The organism is Mesorhizobium sp. P171375, from assembly GCF_057786075.1.
Map to the genome: position 1 here is coordinate 2,113,542 of NZ_JBYNWF010000001.1, position 17,869 is coordinate 2,131,410.

At 60.4% G+C, this 17,869-nt stretch carries 17 protein-coding genes, 3 pseudogenes and 1 riboswitch; of the genes and pseudogenes, 5 read left to right on the forward strand and 15 right to left on the reverse strand.

From position 1 onward, the window contains the following. Window positions 1-206: 206 nt before the first annotated feature. The 4 genes and pseudogenes from ACYHH6_RS10115 to ACYHH6_RS10130 all read right to left on the reverse strand — a co-directional run bounded on the left by ACYHH6_RS10115 (window position 207) and on the right by ACYHH6_RS10130 (window position 2,596). A complete protein-coding gene (locus ACYHH6_RS10115; protein WP_435053460.1) occupies window positions 207-515 on the reverse strand; it encodes a bifunctional hydroxymethylpyrimidine kinase/phosphomethylpyrimidine kinase in 309 nt (102 codons plus the stop codon). Window positions 516-563: 48 nt separating this feature from the next. After that, window positions 564-1,160 (reverse strand): annotated as a pseudogene (locus ACYHH6_RS10120) (thiamine phosphate synthase); the annotation flags it as partial. Next, window positions 1,157-1,420: pseudogene (locus ACYHH6_RS10125) on the reverse strand (thiazole synthase); the annotation flags it as partial. The pseudogenes ACYHH6_RS10120 and ACYHH6_RS10125, both read right to left, overlap by 4 nt. Window positions 1,421-1,438: 18 nt before the next feature. Beyond that, entirely contained in the window at window positions 1,439-2,596 is a 1,158-nt protein-coding gene (locus ACYHH6_RS10130; protein WP_023747649.1) for a porin, read from the reverse strand. A gap of 1,007 nt (window positions 2,597-3,603) precedes the next feature. Between ACYHH6_RS10130 and hemN the strand changes: the two genes are divergently transcribed. Next, on the forward strand, window positions 3,604-4,965 hold the full coding sequence (hemN, locus tag ACYHH6_RS10135; RefSeq protein WP_352592368.1) for an oxygen-independent coproporphyrinogen III oxidase: 1,362 nt from the start codon (window positions 3,604-3,606) through the stop codon (window positions 4,963-4,965). Window positions 4,966-5,140: 175 nt separating this feature from the next. Here hemN and ACYHH6_RS10140 read toward each other — a convergent pair whose 3' ends face one another. From ACYHH6_RS10140 to ACYHH6_RS10155, 4 genes and pseudogenes are all read right to left on the reverse strand, one after another. After that, window positions 5,141-5,332, reverse strand: a complete 192-nt coding sequence (locus ACYHH6_RS10140; protein WP_023727257.1) for a hypothetical protein — start codon at window positions 5,330-5,332, stop codon at window positions 5,141-5,143. A 499-nt stretch (window positions 5,333-5,831) separates the two neighbouring features. After that, complete coding sequence (locus tag ACYHH6_RS10145; RefSeq protein WP_352592365.1) at window positions 5,832-6,482, reverse strand: NAD(P)/FAD-dependent oxidoreductase; 651 nt, start codon at window positions 6,480-6,482, stop codon at window positions 5,832-5,834. Then, window positions 6,467-7,961, reverse strand: a pseudogene (locus ACYHH6_RS10150) (MFS transporter). The gene ACYHH6_RS10145 and the pseudogene ACYHH6_RS10150 overlap by 16 nt, the downstream one beginning before the upstream one ends. 192 nt (window positions 7,962-8,153) lie before the next feature. Beyond that, window positions 8,154-8,603: a hypothetical protein gene (locus ACYHH6_RS10155; RefSeq protein ID WP_352593590.1), complete on the reverse strand. Its 450-nt coding sequence runs from the start codon at window positions 8,601-8,603 to the stop codon at window positions 8,154-8,156. A gap of 573 nt (window positions 8,604-9,176) precedes the next feature. Between ACYHH6_RS10155 and ACYHH6_RS10160 the strand changes: the two genes are divergently transcribed. From ACYHH6_RS10160 to ACYHH6_RS10170, 3 genes are all read left to right on the forward strand, one after another. Beyond that, complete coding sequence (locus ACYHH6_RS10160; RefSeq protein WP_081726247.1) at window positions 9,177-9,464, forward strand: hypothetical protein; 288 nt, start codon at window positions 9,177-9,179, stop codon at window positions 9,462-9,464. Between the two features lie 243 nt (window positions 9,465-9,707). Continuing rightward, the gene (locus ACYHH6_RS10165; protein ID WP_023747646.1) at window positions 9,708-10,400 is read left to right on the forward strand and encodes a hypothetical protein; all 693 of its coding nucleotides are present in this window, start codon (window positions 9,708-9,710) and stop codon (window positions 10,398-10,400) included. A gap of 432 nt (window positions 10,401-10,832) precedes the next feature. Next, window positions 10,833-11,006, forward strand: coding sequence for a hypothetical protein (locus ACYHH6_RS10170; protein WP_352593586.1), 174 nt, complete (start codon window positions 10,833-10,835; stop codon window positions 11,004-11,006). Between the two features lie 21 nt (window positions 11,007-11,027). Here ACYHH6_RS10170 and ACYHH6_RS10175 read toward each other — a convergent pair whose 3' ends face one another. From ACYHH6_RS10175 to pmtA, 7 genes are all read right to left on the reverse strand, one after another. Continuing rightward, window positions 11,028-11,789 (reverse strand): hydroxymethylpyrimidine/phosphomethylpyrimidine kinase, encoded by a 762-nt coding sequence (locus ACYHH6_RS10175; RefSeq protein ID WP_352593593.1) that lies wholly within the window; start codon window positions 11,787-11,789, stop codon window positions 11,028-11,030. Then, window positions 11,780-12,385 carry a thiamine phosphate synthase gene (locus tag ACYHH6_RS10180; RefSeq protein ID WP_352593583.1) on the reverse strand — a complete coding sequence of 202 codons (606 nt, stop codon included), beginning with the start codon at window positions 12,383-12,385 and terminating at the stop codon, window positions 11,780-11,782. Before ACYHH6_RS10180 ends, ACYHH6_RS10175 begins: the two co-directional genes overlap by 10 nt. Further along, complete coding sequence (locus tag ACYHH6_RS10185) at window positions 12,382-13,155, reverse strand: thiazole synthase (RefSeq protein ID WP_023685607.1); 774 nt, start codon at window positions 13,153-13,155, stop codon at window positions 12,382-12,384. Before ACYHH6_RS10185 ends, ACYHH6_RS10180 begins: the two co-directional genes overlap by 4 nt. Window positions 13,156-13,158: 3 nt before the next feature. Beyond that, a complete protein-coding gene (thiS, locus tag ACYHH6_RS10190) occupies window positions 13,159-13,356 on the reverse strand; it encodes a sulfur carrier protein ThiS (RefSeq protein WP_023685606.1) in 198 nt (65 codons plus the stop codon). After that, a complete protein-coding gene (gene thiO, locus ACYHH6_RS10195) occupies window positions 13,325-14,326 on the reverse strand; it encodes a glycine oxidase ThiO (protein WP_352593580.1) in 1,002 nt (333 codons plus the stop codon). The genes thiS and thiO overlap by 32 nt, the downstream gene beginning before the upstream one ends. Beyond that, window positions 14,323-16,158 (reverse strand): phosphomethylpyrimidine synthase ThiC, encoded by a 1,836-nt coding sequence (gene thiC, locus ACYHH6_RS10200; protein ID WP_023685604.1) that lies wholly within the window; start codon window positions 16,156-16,158, stop codon window positions 14,323-14,325. The genes thiO and thiC overlap by 4 nt, the downstream gene beginning before the upstream one ends. Before the next feature lie 102 nt (window positions 16,159-16,260). After that, window positions 16,261-16,377: riboswitch (TPP riboswitch) on the reverse strand. A gap of 182 nt (window positions 16,378-16,559) precedes the next feature. After that, entirely contained in the window at window positions 16,560-17,156 is a 597-nt protein-coding gene (pmtA, locus tag ACYHH6_RS10205; RefSeq protein ID WP_352593577.1) for a phospholipid N-methyltransferase PmtA, read from the reverse strand. A gap of 173 nt (window positions 17,157-17,329) precedes the next feature. Between pmtA and ACYHH6_RS10210 the strand changes: the two genes are divergently transcribed. Further along, window positions 17,330-17,854, forward strand: coding sequence for a DUF309 domain-containing protein (locus ACYHH6_RS10210; protein WP_352593574.1), 525 nt, complete (start codon window positions 17,330-17,332; stop codon window positions 17,852-17,854). The last annotated feature ends 15 nt before the right edge of the window (window positions 17,855-17,869 follow it).

The following is a 17,869-nucleotide window of genomic DNA, read 5'->3' on the forward strand; positions in this document are numbered from 1 at the left end:
AATCAATTGTCTGGATAGGAACCATCCGTGTCTCGAATGGTGGAGGAGTAGTCCAGCAGACGGGGTGGCTTGTGGTCCTTCTTGAAGCGCGCCGACCTCATTGGCCGCTAGCTGTGAGCCGGCAAACAGCGCCAGTTCAATGACATTGGGTGTCGACACGGCAAGCGGCATCAGATGCTACTTTATGATGCGGGATGGCGCTTGCTTCAAGAAGCGCTCGCCTGACGTGGAAGCAGCACCGGATCTGGATTGTCGGTATGCGCGGATATTCGCGCAGCACAGCGGCAACCGCAGCGACGATCGATCTCAGCCGTTGCGAGCATGCCGATGTTGGTGGCGGCCACTCTGTTAGGCTGAAGCGCAGCGCGCATTTGGTCCGTCACCAGACCGGGTTGCGTAACTTGGATTTCCAAGGCGTCTTCCTGGGTTTGCACCGTCAGCGCGCTGACAGCAAAGGCAGGTGCGCACGTCAAGGCAAGCGATCGTCTCGATCTCGCGGGCAATTCCAGCCCCACCGCGGGAATCTGACCCGACAACAACGAGCAGATGCGGTTCTCGCCCCAGCGCCATTGTTCTGTCTTTCGATCCATTCTCGCGTGCGCGCTTCTGGGGCGTCGTTCAGCGCAAAGTCGGTGACCACGGCTGCGCTTTCCGCGCCAGCCTCGAAAAACGCCTTCGAGCCGGTCAGGTTGAGGCCGCCGATGGAGACCAATGGGATCGGCGCGACCTGGTGCTTCCACTCGCTGATCCGCTCGAGCCCTTTCGACGCCCATTCATCTGCTTCAGGCTAGTTGGATAGATGGGCCGAGCGCCACATACTCCGGCTCAGCCACTGGCGCCGTTTCCAGTTCGGTGTGATCGTGGATCGAAAGGCCGAGCTTCAATCCGGCGTATTTAATCGTCAGCATCGGCGGCAGCCAAATCCTTTTGACCAAGATGGACGAAGTCGCAGCCTTCCTCGATTGCCGTGCGCCAATTGTCGTTGACGCTCACTTGGCAACCATGGACCGCGCAGGCGTCGTTCGCGCGGCGGATTTCCGTCTGCAGTCCTTTCTCGTCCATATCCTTTATCCGGAGCTGCAGCAAACTCACGCCGAGCGGCGCCAGCCGGTCAACCCAGCCGGCACGTCGAAATTCAGATAGAAGGGATCGAGCTTCATGAGAAGACAGCCCTGCCGACCGTCGGTGAGTAGCGCGGTTCGAGCATTCCCGAGTTGAAAGCTTCACGACCGGCATCGACCGCTTTGCCGAATGCACGCGCCATGCCGACCGGATCGGCCGCCCTCGGGACCGCCGTGTTCAGGAGCACGGCGTCAAACCTGAGCTCCATGACGGTCGCCGCGTACGACGGCCGTCCGAGCCGTGCATCCACAATCAACGGAATGTAGGGGAAATGTCCGCGCATCAACTGGACCTCGGAGCTCAACGCTTCATCGCATTAGAATGAGCGTTCGAAACGCAGGATACCGCCGACACTGCCCTTCTTGTTGGCATTGGCCCAGTTCACTTCGGAAGCTTTCACCTTTCCGACGGCGGAGCCTCCGTAGCGGTCGTAGTCGAGTTCAGCCGTAACTGTGAAATCTGGAAGAAGCGCATAGGCGACGTTCGCAGCGACACCATAGTTCTTGAGCTGATCACCCGAGAGCTGAAGGTTGAACGAAGTTGTCTCGTTGACCTCGTAAGCGGCGCCAGCCCAGAAAGCCCAGTTCCCGCCCCAAATCTTATAGAAGCCGCGACCATGAGCGTCGATCGCGTTCATGGAGTCGTCGTTGAGCTTGCCATTGGAACCGTAGCCGAACATTCCGAACAGCAACAGTTCGTTGGTGACATTGATGTCGACACGGACCTTGGCGGCTACCGATTCGTAGTTGCTATCATAACCAGCAACGCCGGTGATCGCTCCCCAGCCATGTGTGTATTTCAAGCCGCCGACTATGTGCGGAGCGTAGTTGTCGATTGTGCCCACCACGCCTGAGCCTTCTTCGAGCGAAACCACGGCGGAAAAGCCGTTCGCGGCGTCGAAGTAGTACTGGACCACATTGGTATCCAAAGCGCCGTACGGAACCGGCGTCTGGTTGAGTACGTCACCCGCGCCGCCAATAAACATGTCGAAGGCCGACCAGTCCTTACCAACTCGGAGGCCACCAAGCTGAATCCAGGCGAAAGTCAAGATGCTGTCTCCGTTGAAGGCATAGGACCGAGAACTGTCCGAAACCGAAGTGTGGCGGTTACCGAAATTCACGCGGGTTTCGGTGTAGGTCTTCAACGTGCCGAGTTCGGTCTCCTGGCCGGTCCAAGCTTTCAGTGTGAAGCGCGTGTTGTTTTGCCATGTACCCTGATCCTCACCAGTCCTCACATCTGAGGTTCTTGCGTGGTCAAACAATCCGACATCGCCCAAGCCCACGTAGTAGCTAAGATAGCCGCCGATGCGCAGGCAGGTCTCGGTGCCTGAAATGTAGACGTAGCTGGAGCCGTAGACGTCGCAGATCTTGACGTACTCAGTCGGATCAGGCTCGGGGACGATGATCACGGCGCGAGCGTCGGAAACGGCGGCCAGTGCCGCAGTTGAGCCGAGGAGGAGGCTCCCAATGGTCATTGTTGATCTCCGTCTAAATAGTAAAAGGAATCGAGACCGATAAATGATTTTTGCCAAGCAAACGATTGATAGCGCATCAAGCTGAATTCTAGGAGTGTTGCTGCACCTGTCGTGCTAATGCTCAGGAGAATTTAGAATGTGATTGAGACTTGTTGTCACATATATTAAGTAGTTATCACTCCCAGACGGTCATACAACATTTTTGTACAATCACCCTTTTCACCTCCGCGGCGGGCCTCACAAAGGGTACTACTGCAAATGACGTGCCACCCTGACGACCCAGCTGCGGCTTGAAGCTCAAATGTGCGGGCGGACCTTGGTTCGCGCTTCCGTTCTTTTTGCCTTGCGGATCCACCCAAGCACGAACGGCAAACGTTTCGGCTACGGTTCGTCTGTTCGCTTCGCGACAGTTTGGCTTAATGGCGACGGCATTGTTTCCTGTGAGCCCCGCCGTTGAGGCATCATGCGGCGGCCACCGCTCGGTACGACGCCGTCACTTTGGCGAGCTGATGGTCGATAACCACGCGCCGCAGCCTTGCACCACTGAGTCGGTAGGCGCCAGCCTTGGCATTGCGGCGGACCTGACGGTCGCGTCGAGCAGGTTTTCGTGTTGAAAGCGGCGCGGCACAGCTAATGCTTCTTGCCAGCAATTCACACAACGAGCTCATCGAGACGGCAGAGATCATTATGGGCGGCGCTAGCTGGCGTGCAAAGTCTGGACCCAACACCGTATTGTCTCATCGGATGCGGCATCTGCGCTCAGAAGAGTCTCCCACGCGCAGATGAAGGGAAGGGACGTCGAACAAAACGGTGCGCGTGAGGGTTTCGGCGGGAACACCATCGTCAGTCGCTGACCGAGTGCGCTCAGACCATCGCTGTCCAGCCAAGACTGAACGGCGCCCATTGCTAAAAAATTTCGAGCCCAAAGCGGAACGGACTGACATAGCGCAAAGACGCAGGCGAGCGCAGCGGTAAGGTTGGATGTTATCAGCATGGGACGGTGACCGTTGCAGACCACGAAATTTCGAGAGGCCCGGCTGCCTTGGTACACTATCTATCCGGCTGTGTCGGAGTTCTCTGGGGCGGTCGGCGCCGAGGCTTATGAGGAATGGCTCAGGAACCTGCCGGCTGATGATCCGGTGTCACTCTACCTGCACGTTCCGTTCTGCCGATCAGCCTGCTGGTATTGCGGCTTCCCAACCACCATCACCCGCCGTGATGCGCCCATCCTCAACTATCTGGCGGCGCTGCGTGACGAGATCCGTCTGGTTTCGGAGCGAGTGCCGAAGACGTTGCCCGTGAGCGACATACATTTCGGCGGCGGAACGCCGTCTCTCATCGGACCAGCCGAGTTCCTCGCTCTGATGGAGTTCCTGCGATGCCGCTTCGCCATCTCGAAAACAGCTACGGTCGCCATCGAGATCGATCCACGCACGCTCACGCCCGAGATGGCGGAAGGCTTGGGAGCGGCCGGCGTGAACCGCGCGAGCCTGGGCGTACAGAGCTTCGATCCCATTGTTCAAAAAGCGATCAACCGAATCCAGAGCGAGGCCCAGACGTCGGCTGCCGTGGAAGTGCTGCGCCGGCATGGAGTAAGCCGCATCAACTTCGACCTCATCTACGGCCTGCCGCATCAAACGGTGGAGTCGTGCGTCGAAACAGTGAGGGCGGCGGTCGCCATGCGCCCCGACCGGCTTGCCTTGTTCGGCTACTCGCACATCCCATCCCAAGTAAAGAATCAGCGCCTCATCGAGGCGGAATTTCTTCCCGACAGCGCTGCCCGCGCTGAACAGTATGCGGCTGTCGCCGTGACGCTGATTGCCGCCGGCTACCGACAGATCGGGCTCGACCATTTCGCCTTGCCGGACGACGAGCTCGCGCTGGCACAGGAAACAGGTCGCCTGCGACGTAACTCATTGGGCTACTCGGCCGATACCTGCAGAACCCTGATCGGTTTCGGCGCGTCGGCTATCGGCCGCATCGGCCAGGGATACGTTCAAAACGAAGTTACACGGGATTCCTACATCCAGCACATCGCAGCTGGCCGACTGGCGACATCGAAGGGCCATCGCCTCACAGACGACGACCGCGTGCGAGCCGCAATTATCGAGCGATTAATGTGCGATTTCGAGGCTGACGTGCCGGCAATCTGTGTCGCCCACGGATCTGATCCGATCCGTCTTCGCGATTCGGCTGAGCGCTTGGCCATGCTGGCCAAGGACGGGATAGTGGACTTCGAAAACGGCTTTGTCCGCGTACGGCGGGAGCATCGCTTTGGGATTCGCGCTGTCGCTGCCGCATTCGATGTTTTTAGGGATGGCGTTACGTATATCCCGCAGCAGCTTAATGCGATGCAAAGCACGACATAGTCCGGCATCAATGTCTCCGCTTGGAACCGCCGGCCTACTTGCCACGCCGGCCGGGCGCTGGTCTGGCAAGTGGGCTTTCCGATTGCCAATGCGTTCGTTCCCGGCCCTCCGGGGCGGCGAGTCCCTGCCGTGAGCGCCTCACCCGCGAGGCTACATGGCGGCCGTGGAGATGACCTCAGCAGCGGCGCCCGATCGGAAACCTTAGCACCTCAGCGCTTTGGCGTGGCTGCTTGAACTCTTCGACGGCAACCGCCTCAATTAGCAGGTCCAAGGCTTCGCGGCCCCTTTGACTCATCGGGTCATCCCCACAAAGGTAGTCATACGCTCGATCTAAATGCACTCGGGCGGCGGAAAAATCGCTTGTCATATCATAGAACCCTCTCTACCCGCCCGCATTGCCGTCTACGAGGTGAAGGTAGTGCAATCGTCAATATATACAGACAAATTTGAATTAAATCGGAGATGATCATGGAGGCCGAGTTCCCTGACCTGATGCCGCCATCGAGCCCGCCGACGACCACTCGCTGGCGCTCGGTCGGTTCATAAATGCCGAGCACCCCGTCCCGAGACCACCTCTGACCTCCCTCCTTCGATGCTAGACGCGTGGAAGATATGGCTGCGCCGCCGCTGCGAGAAAGGCGTGTCCCATCGCGCGGCGGCTGCATAGTGGGCAGCCAGCGCCGGGAGCTAATCGGCAAAGCCGCGTGTGGCGATTTTGCATAGCGGGCGCAGGCGAATCGCCACGCCCGTCCAGCATGTCCGATGCCGCGTAGGCCGCCAGGATCCCTGAGCGGAGTGCATGCACGATCCCGCGTGATGACAGTGGATCGGCACAGAACAGGCAGTCGCCCGCCGCGACCCAGCGGTCACCGGCGGCGGGATCGATCGTTGCGGTTCCCGCCGCCTTGATCATGCTGGCGGTCTCGATTGCGTTGGGCGGCACGAGCGGCGCGATGGACTGCGTTGCGGCTAAAGCGCGGTACCAATGTCCGGCTTTGCGCAGTTCGCTGCCCAGATCCGGATCGGTGAGGCACGCGCAAGTCGGCGCTGTACCACCAGCCTTCGGGACGCGCCTCGACGACCATGCTGCAATCGCCCGGTGCGCGGTCGAAAAAGCGTGTGTAGGCGGCAAGATGTCCGTGCATGGTGAGCTTGGCGCCGAAACATCGCGCCAGCCTCCAACTGCGACCGGTCGCCCAAACCACGGCGCGGGCAACGATAGCTTCATCGGCCAGCTTGAGCAGCCAGCCTTGATCGTCGCGCACTGCCGAACCCACGGCCGAGCCAAACCGCGTGTCCACACCTGCCGCCTTGGCCGCCTGCACCATCAGCCGGTCGAATCGCGTCCGGTCGAGCTGCCAGCCGGCACCTTGAGCGGAAAACATGCCGTGCCGCTCGCTGGGAACTTCATTGGCCCACACCGAAACAAGCGCACGATTTTCAACGAAGCCGGCCTCGGCGAACGGCGTCCAGACACCAAGCTGACGCAGCAGCCCATTCGCTACTGCCGGCAGCACCTCTCCCGGCTTTGGCCGATCATGCCTTCTTGCATAGGCTTCTGCAGGTTCCGCTGGAGCGTCCAATTCCGAGCACCGACCCGGCTGTGTACATGACGCCGCTGCCGCATGAGGTCGAGGAAAGCCTCGAGATTTCTCTCGGCTATCAGATATTCGACCTTGACCACGATCGGGCCGCTTCTCGGCTTCAGATTGAGAGCGACAGCCGGGGCATCGAATTCCTCCAGAGGATCGGGCTCTGAGTCGCGGCGCTCGCGAAGAGGAAACAGAACGCCGGCTGCAGCGACGAACATCAGGGAGGCAGCGGAACCCTCCAGCGCCAGGGCCAGCGAATGGTTTTCGGCCACCGTGCCCCACACCCAGCTGCCGAGCGCGATGCCACCATCTATCAAAGCATAGTAGATCGAGATGGTGCGCCCCACGACCCAGCGCGGGCTTGCCAGCTGCACGCTCACACCGACCCTGACCAGGCGGTGACCCAACCCGCGCCGCCCAAAGCGAGTGCAATTGCCGCCACCCCGATCGAAGTTGTCAGTGCCAGGGAAAGTGAGCACGCCGCACAGGCGACGCAGGAGAGCCTCATCAGCCTTTCTTGCGACAAGCTCCGTCTGAACAGGCTGTTGGAGAGGCCGGCGAAGACGGCTCCGGTCCCGAAGCCGGCCATGAGCGCGCCATAGGCAAGCGGGCCTCCTCCCAGCTGATCGCGGACAACCACCGGCAGCAGCGCGAGTATGGCGATGCTCGCCAGGCCAAGAGGGTTCCGCGCGCGATCGCTGCCTTGATCTCCGATGACATCGCCGTGAAGCGCAGCCCGTCATAAATTGCCGTCCTCATCGACTCGCGTGGAAGAGGGGAAGAACGAACCTTCCACTTGCAGCGCCAAATAGTGGCCAAGGGTACGAAATAGGTGAGCGTGGTCACCGCGAATGCCGCCATAAGGCCAAACGAGGCAACTACAATGCCGCCGAGCGCCGGACCCACAGTCCGGACGGTGTTGAATCCAACAGAAAGCAGGGTGACGGCAGCGGGAACATCGCGTCGATCCACAATATCGCCAACCGACGCTTGCCAGGCCGGATCATTGAGAGCACCGCCGCTTGCGATCAAGAAGCTGAAGCCGAGGATCATCCACGGACTGACAAAGCCCAGCGCCACGGACGCAGTCAGCATCGCGGACGCAATCACCATAAAGCACCGACCGGCGAACATGACCCGGCGCCGGCTGAAATTGTCGGCGAGAGCTCCGGCAAAAACGGACAGGACGAAAGCGGGCAGGTTCGATGAAGCCTGCACCAGCGCAACCATCAGATCGGAAGTCGAGATCGTTGCCATCAGCCAGCTGATGGCGACAGTCTGCATCAACCAGCCGAGGCTTGAAACCTGCGTCGCGAGCCAGATTGAACGAAAGGTGGGCTGCAGAAGTGGCCCAAAGGTCGTTGGTGCAGCCAAATCTTCGTTTGATCCAGCCACCCTACTCATTTTGCGAACCTTTGCTTTCCGTTATTGTCGCTTCCCATGTAATCTAGGCTGAACCGTGGCGGCTAGAAGAATAGATGGAACCCATTTGCCCGACAAATGTGGCCACAGTTCCTCCTGACCAGTGGTTAGGCGGCCGAGACGCAGACATGGGCCGGCTCACTCGCCTTCGAAGACACCTTGGTGAGCCGGGATTCACATGGCATTGGAGGCGCCATGCTTGATCGACGCCGCTGCCGAGATTTTTTCGCGAAACGCGACCCTGTTTTTTTGTTGGAACTCACTCATCAGCGGCATTCGATGCTGAGTGTGGCTTTCGAAAAGTGAGGACGCTTGCAGATCTTTGACAGGCTCAATTCCCTGATAGACGCAGACGATTGCCAGGCCGCGATCGAAGAGGCGCGCGCCTTGCTCCTTCGATTCGAACAAAAGTCTAATGCGCTCACGCATGCGATCGACGAGTTTCTGCTCGACCTGATGACATTGGCTTTCATTGTCGAATGTTACGGACGCGGCTTTGAACTCCTGGCGCGAACGCTTGCCCGTAGAAGGCTGGTGAAGATCAGACTTTTGTCGGGAGGGATTGGCCGGGCAGAAATGGTTCCAAAGTCTGATGGCTGAACCGGCGATCGCGCCGCGTTGCAATTGACGACGTGGCGATCGCCAAAAAAAAGGGCCATCGGAAAACCGAGGCCCTTTAGGTGTAAAGTCAAAACCTTCAGAGGGGAACAGCTGGTACGATGGAATGGGAGGAAACCATCGCGTGCATCAGCTGTAAGCTTAATCGCTAAAAGTTGTGCAATGCGCAAACACATATTGTGCAATGCAGCTATGCAGTAACGCAAAGCCTCAAGTTACAAGATCGAGTTTGGAAATGTTTGCTGCTCGTACGGTGATGGGCGAGATCCTTAAGCGTATGTACGGCGGCATGATGGACGCTTGCAAGCATCCAGACAAGATTACCGCGAAGCTAAAATAAGAGGTTCGGTCCAATCGGCGATGCTCAATAGCCGCGCCATTCTGGTTCCGCCGGGCGTTACATCGCCTCGCCAAGTTGAGGATGTATGGTCGCGAGCAGCCGCGCGCCAATTTGGAACCCACGACCATATGCAACGATTGGGCACTGTCCGAAGAAGGCCGAGAACTGTTGAAAGTGCGCTAGATGGAGATATTCTGAATTGGAACGGGGGCCTGGTTCATCGCCAAAGCGAGACATGGATGAAAAGCAGATCGCGCCCAACACCTGATCCAACCATTGCAACGGAAGTCCCCTGGTCGGAAAGCCTAACCGCATATGATGACAAGCATTTCGAGCTCTATTTGAAGCTCATGGACGCTTGCGCCGACAGTGCCAGCGAAGAGGAGATGGCGCTGGATGTACTGGGTATCGATCCGGTCAAAGAGCCAATCCGCGCCCGTAAGGCCCTTCGCAGTCATCTCAAACGGGTGCTCTGGTTTATGCATGAGGGCCATAAGGAACTGCTTCCAAGCCGGCCGCCTCAATAACTGCGGCGCCGAACAAGGTTGCCCGAGAGATCAGGTGGCGCCCTCGGGGGATGCGAGGACACTTGAAAGCCGCAATCGGGTTATCATCTCCATACTGCGTGTGTTCGGCTCCGCACGGCAAGTGCCCTTGAGTCGAGGAGGAATGCACATGAAGAAGAAAGTTCATCTGGAAGCCTGCTGACCGATCCCTTGGGGCCCATAATCGGGTCCCAAGTTGTTCCCGACGAGCGTTGCGAGGGGCGGATGCAGGACCAGCCGGAAATCGAGCCCGGGCGTGAAACGAAGTCAACAGGTGCGAGGTTCGGCCTGCTGGGTGTGGCTGTGTTGGCCGTAGGCGCCTTCATCTGGACCGGCTTCGGCGAAGGCATCCAGCAGGGCACGTCCAACGTCGTTCGGACTGTCATCGACAAGAGCATGCAGCGCCTTGGGCTCGGGCAAGCCCCCAACGCTCTTACAGAGGGCGAGTGGTATCTCTCGGTGTACTACGGTCCCGACTTTACGGATGTCACCCCCGTCGGCCTGGGGCACCCCTTCAAGGTGACATTCACGTCGGCCCCGGATTTGTCTGGCACCTACGAGAACGTTGCAGGGAGCGGCTCGGTAAGCGGCTTTGAACGACCCGGTCAACTCGTAATGACCTACTCCGGAGCAGATGGGATGTCCCATGGAGTTGCCATTCTCCAAGACATTCAGACTCACCTTTCTTCCAACAACGTCGAGCATGATTACGTGGGAGCCGTTTTGGTCCACGCTTGCTATAAGGCGGACACCCAGCAGTGCGACGCCGCCAAATCGCAATATAAATTCTGCAGGGCGATTTTGTCGAAAAACAGGGAACCCGACAAGGATCCTTCCCTCAAGGGTTACCTCGACGAACCATGTTCGGCTTTTCAGAACGATCTGAAGCTGAAGCTTAGCCCGACGGCACAGCTTTAGGCACGAAGGCGCTCACCAGGGTCGCAGCTCAAAGAGAACGGCGCCCTTCGCCGGGGGCCGTCCGTTCCGCATCCCGCCTGACGGCGGCGCGTTGCTGATGCTCCTACGGCCGCCCTGTTGAGCCGGTCTCAGGGCCACGGTCTTTCTCCTGCACCGATCTGACTTGGTCCCGCTGGCGGGCATTTCGGTGCTTCCGTTTTGTACGCTCTTCTTTCTTGGGCCGCTTCGCGGCACGGCTGCGCCGACATGGATGTGCCTAGCGGCACCTTTCCTATGTAGCGGGAAGAGAGGCGCGCGGCCCTCTCTCCCCACCCACTCAAACCGGCCTTTGCTTTGCTCCAGCACTGCGGGGCCAGATCCGGCGGCCCCCGCCGCGCTGAAATGCCTCGCTCCTGCGGCCTCACACTCGCCAGGAGGCACAAGTGCATCCCCATGCCTGACTGGCAGTGCGCTTCGCCGCAGGAAGGGTCCCGTTACTTTCCCGGCCTGGCAGGGCAGCTTGTCTCGGCGCCGCTGAATTCCGATCTGCAAAGCGGCCTCATCCCGTCACGCCCTGTGAAAAAAGGGCAGGAGGGCTACGGCTTCCATTTCAGCGTCAGCCGCTGAACGCTTGAGCCGGCTCTACGGCTATTCGGCTGGGGTTTTCCGAAGCTTTTCTAACACAAAGAGCTTGCCCTGGCGCACGGCGTACTCGATTGATTGCGCCTTCGCCAGATGTGCCGCAATCGAGCTGGCCAGCATGCAGCCCGTCCCGCGCATCGATGCGGCAAGACGCGGCGTGTCAAAGCGGACTGGTTCGTGATCGGGGCGCAACAGAATATCGATCGATCGGGGTCCCGCCGCGTGGCCGCCCTTGATCAGCAGGGCCTGCATCCCGGCCACCAGCAATTCCTGGCCTTGCCACACCGCGCCGTCTTCATCAACCGCTGGCTCTAAGCCAACAAGAAGCGCCAGCTCGATGAGATTGGGTGTGACGAGGCGGCAAAGGGGCATCAGGTCGCGTTTCATGGCGGCGATGGCCCTTGCGTCCAGCAGCGCCCGGCCTGACGTCGAGGCCAGCACCGCGTCGAGTACTGCCGGCACCTGTGGATTTTCGCGGAGCACAGCCGCGACGGCTACGACGATCTCGGCCGTTGCAAGCATGCCGATCTTGATTGCCGCCACCTTGTTGGCCTGCAGCGCGGCGCGCATTTGATTGGCCACAAGATCGGGCTGCGAAGGATGGATTTTCATCACGGCTTCGTGCGTCTGCACCGTCAGCGCTGTGACAGCCAGGCAGGTGCGGACGCCAATGGAAGAGATCGTCTCGATATCGCGTGCAATTCCAGCCCCACCGCTGGAGTCAGATCCGCCGACCACGAGCACATGCGGTTCTCGCCTCAGCGCCATGGCTTTGTCTTTTCGATCCATTCTCGCGTGCGCGCTTCGGGATCGGCATTCAACGTGATGTCGGTGACCACCGCCGCGGTGTCCGCACCAGCCGCGAAAACACCGTCGAGCCGATCGGGGTTGAGGCCGCCAATGGCGACCAATGGGATCGGCGCCACCCGATGCTTCCACTCGCTGATCCGCTCGAGCCCTTGCGGCGCCCATTTCATCTGCTTCAGGACGGTGGGATAGATGGGGCCGAGCGCGACATAGTCGGGCTCGGCAGCGATGGCCATTTCCAGTTCTAGATGATCGTGCGTGGAAAGCCCGAGCTTCAATCCGGCGTACTTAATCGCCAGCAGGTCGGCCGCAGCCAAATCCTCATGGCCGAGATGGACGAAGTCGCAGCCTTCCTCGATTGCCGTGCGCCAATAGTCGTTGACGATCAGTTGGCAACCATGGACCGCGCAGACGTCGTTCGCGCGGCGGATTTCCGACCGCAGCGTGGTCTCGTCCCTATCCTTGATGCGCAACTGAACCAGCTTGACGCCGAGCGGGACCAGCCGCTCGACCCAGTCAGCGCTGTCGACGATCAGGTAGAAGGGATCGAGCTTCATGAAAAAACGGCCCTGCCGATGGTCGGCGTCGATGGCACGGCGACGTCGCGCGGTTCAAGCATACCCGAGCTGAAAGCTTCACGACCGGCCTCGACCGCCTTGCCGAACGCACGCGCCATGCCGACCGGATCGGCCGCCTTGGCGACCGCGGTGTTCAGGAGTACGGCGTCAAAGCCGAGCTCCATGACGGTTGCCGCGTGCGACGGCCGTCCGAGCCCCGCGTCCACGATCAGCGGAACATCAGGGAAATGTCCGCGCATCGAGCGCAGCGCCGTGATGTTGATCGGTCCGAGAGCGGAACCGATCGGCGCGCACCACGGCATCAACACCTTGCAGCCCGCCGCAAGCAGCCGCTCGGCAACGACAAGGTCGTCGGTGGTATAGGGGAAGACCGCAAACCCGTCCTCGCACAGGATGCGGGCGGCTTCGACCAGACCGAAAACATCCGGCTGCAGCGTGTCGTGGTTGCCGATCACTTCGAGCTTGACCCAGTTCGTACCGAAGACTTCGCGCGCCATTTGTGCGGTCGTGACCGCTTCCTTGACGGAGTGGCAGCCAGCAGTGTTGGGCAGGATTCTGACACCAAGCGAGCGGATCAACGACCAGAATTCTTCGCCGGCCCTGCCGCCTGCCATTTCACGGCGCAACGAGACGGTCACCACCGCCGTGCCCGATGCCCTGACTGCATAGGCAAGGATGGCCGGCGAAGGATATTGAGCCGTGCCAAGAAGCAGGCGGGAGGGAAGCTCGGCTCCATAAAGCTCGATCATGGCCTAGCCGCCCTGCATGGGCGAGAGGATTTCGATCCGGTCGCCGTCGTTCAATTGGAATTCCGCCCGGTTGGCTTTGTGCACGAGGTCGTTGTTGACGGCGGTCGCGAGCCAATCGCCCTCATAGTCAAGCGCGGCAAGCAGCTCGGCCAGCGTGGTGGCGGCAACCTCATGCGCTTCGCCGTTGACCATCAGTTTCATGAGCAAGTTCCTTGGTTCTGTCTTGACTGAAAACCAGGTCGGCAGCCTGGCGCGCCATGGCGGGAGCCAGGAGAAAACCGTGACGATAGAGCCCGTTGATCGCGATGATTTCACCGTTCGTTTCGACGCGCGGCAAATTGTCGGGAAAGGCTGGGCGGACGCCGACACCGGTTTCAACGATCTCGGCCTCCCCAAAGGCCGGGTGGAGGGCATAGGCGGTACCCAGCAGCTCCATCATGGAGCGCGCCGTGACCGGTCCGCCGGACTGGCTTTCAATCATCGTCGCACCAATCATGAAACGGTGGTCGGTGCGCGGCACTGCATAGAGTGGAAAGCGCGGATGCAGCAGCCTGACGGGGCGCGACAGCGAGATATCAGGTGTACGCAGGGTGAGCATTTCGCCGCGAACGCCGCGCAGCCAGTCATTTTGCGCCGCCATTCCCGTACAGTCGATCTGACGATCGAAACCAAAAACATGCTGGGCGTCGGCGCCGAAGGAGAATTCAACACCCGTGGCCGCGAGCTTGTCATGAAGTGCTGCCATCGCCTGGCGCGGATCAAGATGGCCCTCAGCGGGGAAGAGCAATCCGCGGCGGAAGCGGCCGGCTAAGTCGGGCTCCAGCAAGGCAATTTCATCTTCCTCGACGCGCCGATAGCCCGTCGTGCGGCTGGCGAACCGGTCGAGCTCGCCCGCATCGCGCGGCGCGGCCAAGACCAGCGTTCCCCGTCGTGCTACCAAGCCGGGCGTTGCGGCGTCCCACCAGTCGGCGGCGTCACGTCCGAGATCCAGCACCGGCTGCTCGGCGCTTTCACGCTCGCACCACGGCGCCAACATGCCACCGGCGAACCACGACGCATTGCCCCCAAGGGCAGGCCTTGTCTCGGCAACGGTAACCGCCGCGCCGCGTGCGGCGAATTCGAAGGCGGCGGTGAGGCCGGCAACGCCGGCCCCTTTGACCAAGACCTTCATGATGGCTCACGCGGCTGAGGTATGAGCGGTGCGCCGGTCTCGTCCGCCGGCAGGTAGAGATCACCGCCCTCGCGGTATTTCGCCGCCATCGCCGCCATGCCCTCTTTCTGCGCCTCGGCGCGGATGTCGTGAGAGATACGCATGGAGCAGAATTTCGGTCCGCACATCGAGCAGAAATGCGCCAGCTTGTGCGCCTCCTTGGGCAAGGTCTGGTCGTGGAAGGACCGCGCGGTTTCGGGATCGAGCGACAGGTTGAACTGATCCTCCCAGCGGAACTCGAAGCGCGCGCGCGAAAGCGCATCATCCCTGACCTTCGCTGCCGGATGGCCCTTCGCCAGGTCGGCGGCGTGGGCGGCTATCTTGTAGGTGATCACGCCGATCTTGACGTCGTTGCGATCGGGAAGGCCGAGATGCTCCTTGGGCGTGACGTAGCAGAGCATGGCGGTGCCGAACCAGCCGATCATCGCGGCGCCGATGCCTGAGGTGATGTGGTCGTAGCCCGGCGCGATGTCGGTCGTCAGCGGTCCGAGCGTATAGAACGGCGCCTCGCCGCAGACGGCGAGTTGCTTGTCCATGTTCGCCTTGATCTTGTGCATCGGCACGTGGCCGGGGCCCTCTATCATCACCTGGCAATCCTTCGCCCAGGCGATCTTCGTCAGCTCGCCGAGCGTCTCCAGCTCGGCGAACTGCGCCGCGTCATTGGCATCGGCGATCGAGCCTGGACGAAGACCGTCGCCGAGCGAGAAGGAGACGTCGTAGGCTCTGGCGATGTCGCAGATCTCCGCGAAGTGCTCGTAGAGGAAGCTTTCCCGGTGATGGTGCAGGCACCATTTGGCCATGATCGAGCCGCCGCGCGAGACGATACCCGTCACCCGGTCGACGGTCAGCGGGATATAATGCAGCCGCACGCCGGCGTGGATGGTGAAATAGTCGACGCCTTGCTCGGCCTGTTCGATCAGCGTGTCGCGGTAGACCTCCCAGGTCAGATCCTCGGCAATGCCGCCGACCTTTTCGAGCGCCTGGTAGAGCGGCACCGTGCCGATCGGCACCGGCGCGTTGCGCACGATCCAGTCGCGGATGTTGTGGATGTTGCGGCCGGTCGACAGGTCCATCACCGTATCGGCGCCCCAGCGGATCGCCCACACCATCTTTTCGACCTCTTCCGCCATCGACGATGTGACGGCGGAGTTACCGATATTGGCGTTGATCTTCACCAGGAAATTGCGGCCGATGATCATCGGCTCGCTCTCGGGATGGTTGATGTTGGCGGGAATGATCGCCCGTCCGCGCGCCACCTCGTCACGCACGAATTCGGGCGTGACGAAATCGGGCAGTGTCGCGCCGAAAGCCTCGCCGTCGCGCTCAAGCTTGCCGTGCAGGATCTCGCGACCAAGGTTCTCGCGAATGGCAACGAACTCCATTTCGGGTGTGATGATGCCGGCGCGCGCATAGGCAAGCTGCGTCACCGCCTTGCCTGCTTTGGCCCTGAGCGGTCGGTGGCGGATGGGAAATTCCGGCGTCAGGCGTTCGCCCGTCGCGAATCCGTTGTCCTCCGGCCGGACATGGCGGCCGTCACAGTCCTCGACATCGCCGCGGGCCAAGATCCATTCGTGGCGAAGCCGAGCCAGGCCTTTTTCGATGCTGGTTTCGACAGCCGGATCGGTATAGGGGCCCGACGGATCGTAGACGGTGACTGGCGGTTCGCCGGCTGTCGGATGGACGGAGATTTCGCGCATCGGCACTTTGATCTGCGAGTGGATGGTGCCGGGCTTGTGGATCTTCCGCGAGGCGGGCAGCGGTCCCGTCGACACGGCAGGGGTGAGGGCATTCATCTTGAGGCTCCTTTGCTCATGCATTGGAGACCCAGTTCTGTGCCGGAAGGATGAAAAGACGCTTCTGTCGACCTGCCGAAACAGGACCTCGGGCGTAACTCCCGCAAAGCGCTTGCACCGTCCCTACGCCAGTATGAACTGGATCAGGTTCAACGGGTCACTGCGCCGCGAAAGCCAGCAGTATCTCAGCCCCTTGCCGGGACTCCCCTGGTGAATGCCTCAGGTTGAACGGGCCGGCGCGGCTTTGTCAAGCGCATTTGGCCCGCCCACTGTCAAATCAAACCAGGACCGCTTCGTCTTCTTGGCAGTCTGGCATCTGCCCCTGCTCTGTCCACATCCTGTTTGGGTGGAAGGCCACCACCCAGCGGAACCCTCAGAGAAGGAAAACCGTCCAGATTTGGCTAGACTGCTCGACGATAAGTCCAGAGCTGTGCCGGCGGTATGTTGCGGACGACGAAGTCATAGTGGGAAACCACGTAACGGTCTGGCATCTTGATCACCGGCGACAGAGGTCCATACGTGATCTGAATTAGAGGCCGGCCGGCAGGAATACGGGCAAGCAGATCCTCAACCAGCGCGACACGCTGTTGCATTGGAAAGCTCAACAGCGGGACTGCACTTATAACACAATCGAACTGTTCACCTTTGCGCTCACCCAGAGCTTCGTCCAGCGCAAATGCGTCGCCCAATCTGAAGTCCACATTCGGGAAGCGTTGCACCAGGCCGTCGTAGAAAATCCTGGAATATTCGACTGAAACCAGCTGGCGCGGCTTGATTCCCCTAGCCAGGATCGCCTTTGTGATGACACCGGTTCCCGCGCCAAGCTCCAGAATCGGCAATCCTGACCGTGGGTTCACCACGCTTGCCATCCGGCGTGCCGCATAAACCGAAGTGGGAATAAGGGCTCCCACGCCCTTCTTGTCCTTCTGCCAGCCTTTGGAGAATTGGACTTCTTCCTCAAACCTTTTGCCGAGCCGCTCCTTCAGTCGCAAAATCATATCTTCTCCTTGCGTCAGCCGCTTACCCAACGTCATCATTTGGCAAAGCGCGTTTTGGCCAATCTCGGCACCTTTTACAAGCCGGTTACGACCGCTTCCCTGTCACGACGCGGTCAGCATGAATTGCCCCTTAACGCACTTTCATGTTTGCTGGGTCTATGTCTCGCCCTCGCTTGCTGCCCGAAAAAAGTTTCCCGAGCTATGCGTATCTGCCCGGCAAATATCCGCATCCGGTGCGCGATCCCTTGGGCCACAGTTACCGATCAGATCCGGTGACCGTCGCCGTTGGCGAAGCGCTCGGCTCAGATGTGTTTCGATGGGGAATCGACCTTTTCAATCACGGCTACTACTGGGAAGCCCATGAAGCCTGGGAGCCTCTCTGGCAGGCTGCGAAACACAGCGCTCAGCACCGCATGTTCTTCAAGGGACTGATCCTGTTAGCGGCGGCCGGGGTGAAGATCCGCGAGGGCAAGCGGGTCGCAGCGGCGCGCCATGCGACAAGAGCTGCAGGGCTTTTTCGTCAGGTGGTGAGAGTGCCGGGCGGCCTGTGGGAGAAAGCGCTGGGAATGACACCCGCCGCGCTCGCTGAACATGCCCAAGCGATCGTAGCTTACCCGGTTGTTCCGCGGGAGCCAAAGCCTGCCCAGCCTGAGCCCGTGTTTGATTTCATACTCGCACCAGTATCCGAGAGCGTTTGATCGGCATTCAGTGGT

Excerpts from the sequence above, each read along its gene's own strand:
- pmtA (WP_352593577.1), bottom strand. The coding sequence starts at position 17,156 with ATGATTTTGCGACTGAAGGAGCGGCTCGGCAAAAGGTTTGAGGAAGAA.
- ACYHH6_RS10160 (WP_081726247.1), top strand. The coding sequence starts at position 9,177 with ATGAAAAGCAGATCGCGCCCAACACCTGATCCAACCATTGCAACGGAA.
- ACYHH6_RS10165 (WP_023747646.1), top strand. The coding sequence starts at position 9,708 with ATGCAGGACCAGCCGGAAATCGAGCCCGGGCGTGAAACGAAGTCAACA.
- thiS (WP_023685606.1), bottom strand. The coding sequence starts at position 13,356 with ATGAAACTGATGGTCAACGGCGAAGCGCATGAGGTTGCCGCCACCACG.
- ACYHH6_RS10175 (WP_352593593.1), bottom strand. The coding sequence starts at position 11,789 with ATGGCGCTGAGGCGAGAACCGCATGTGCTCGTGGTCGGCGGATCTGAC.
- ACYHH6_RS10140 (WP_023727257.1), bottom strand. The coding sequence starts at position 5,332 with ATGACAAGCGATTTTTCCGCCGCCCGAGTGCATTTAGATCGAGCGTAT.
- ACYHH6_RS10130 (WP_023747649.1), bottom strand. The coding sequence starts at position 2,596 with ATGACCATTGGGAGCCTCCTCCTCGGCTCAACTGCGGCACTGGCCGCC.
- ACYHH6_RS10185 (WP_023685607.1), bottom strand. The coding sequence starts at position 13,155 with ATGATCGAGCTTTATGGAGCCGAGCTTCCCTCCCGCCTGCTTCTTGGC.
- thiO (WP_352593580.1), bottom strand. The coding sequence starts at position 14,326 with ATGAAGGTCTTGGTCAAAGGGGCCGGCGTTGCCGGCCTCACCGCCGCC.
- thiC (WP_023685604.1), bottom strand. The coding sequence starts at position 16,158 with ATGAATGCCCTCACCCCTGCCGTGTCGACGGGACCGCTGCCCGCCTCG.
- ACYHH6_RS10180 (WP_352593583.1), bottom strand. The coding sequence starts at position 12,385 with ATGAAGCTCGATCCCTTCTACCTGATCGTCGACAGCGCTGACTGGGTC.
- ACYHH6_RS10170 (WP_352593586.1), top strand. The coding sequence starts at position 10,833 with ATGCCTGACTGGCAGTGCGCTTCGCCGCAGGAAGGGTCCCGTTACTTT.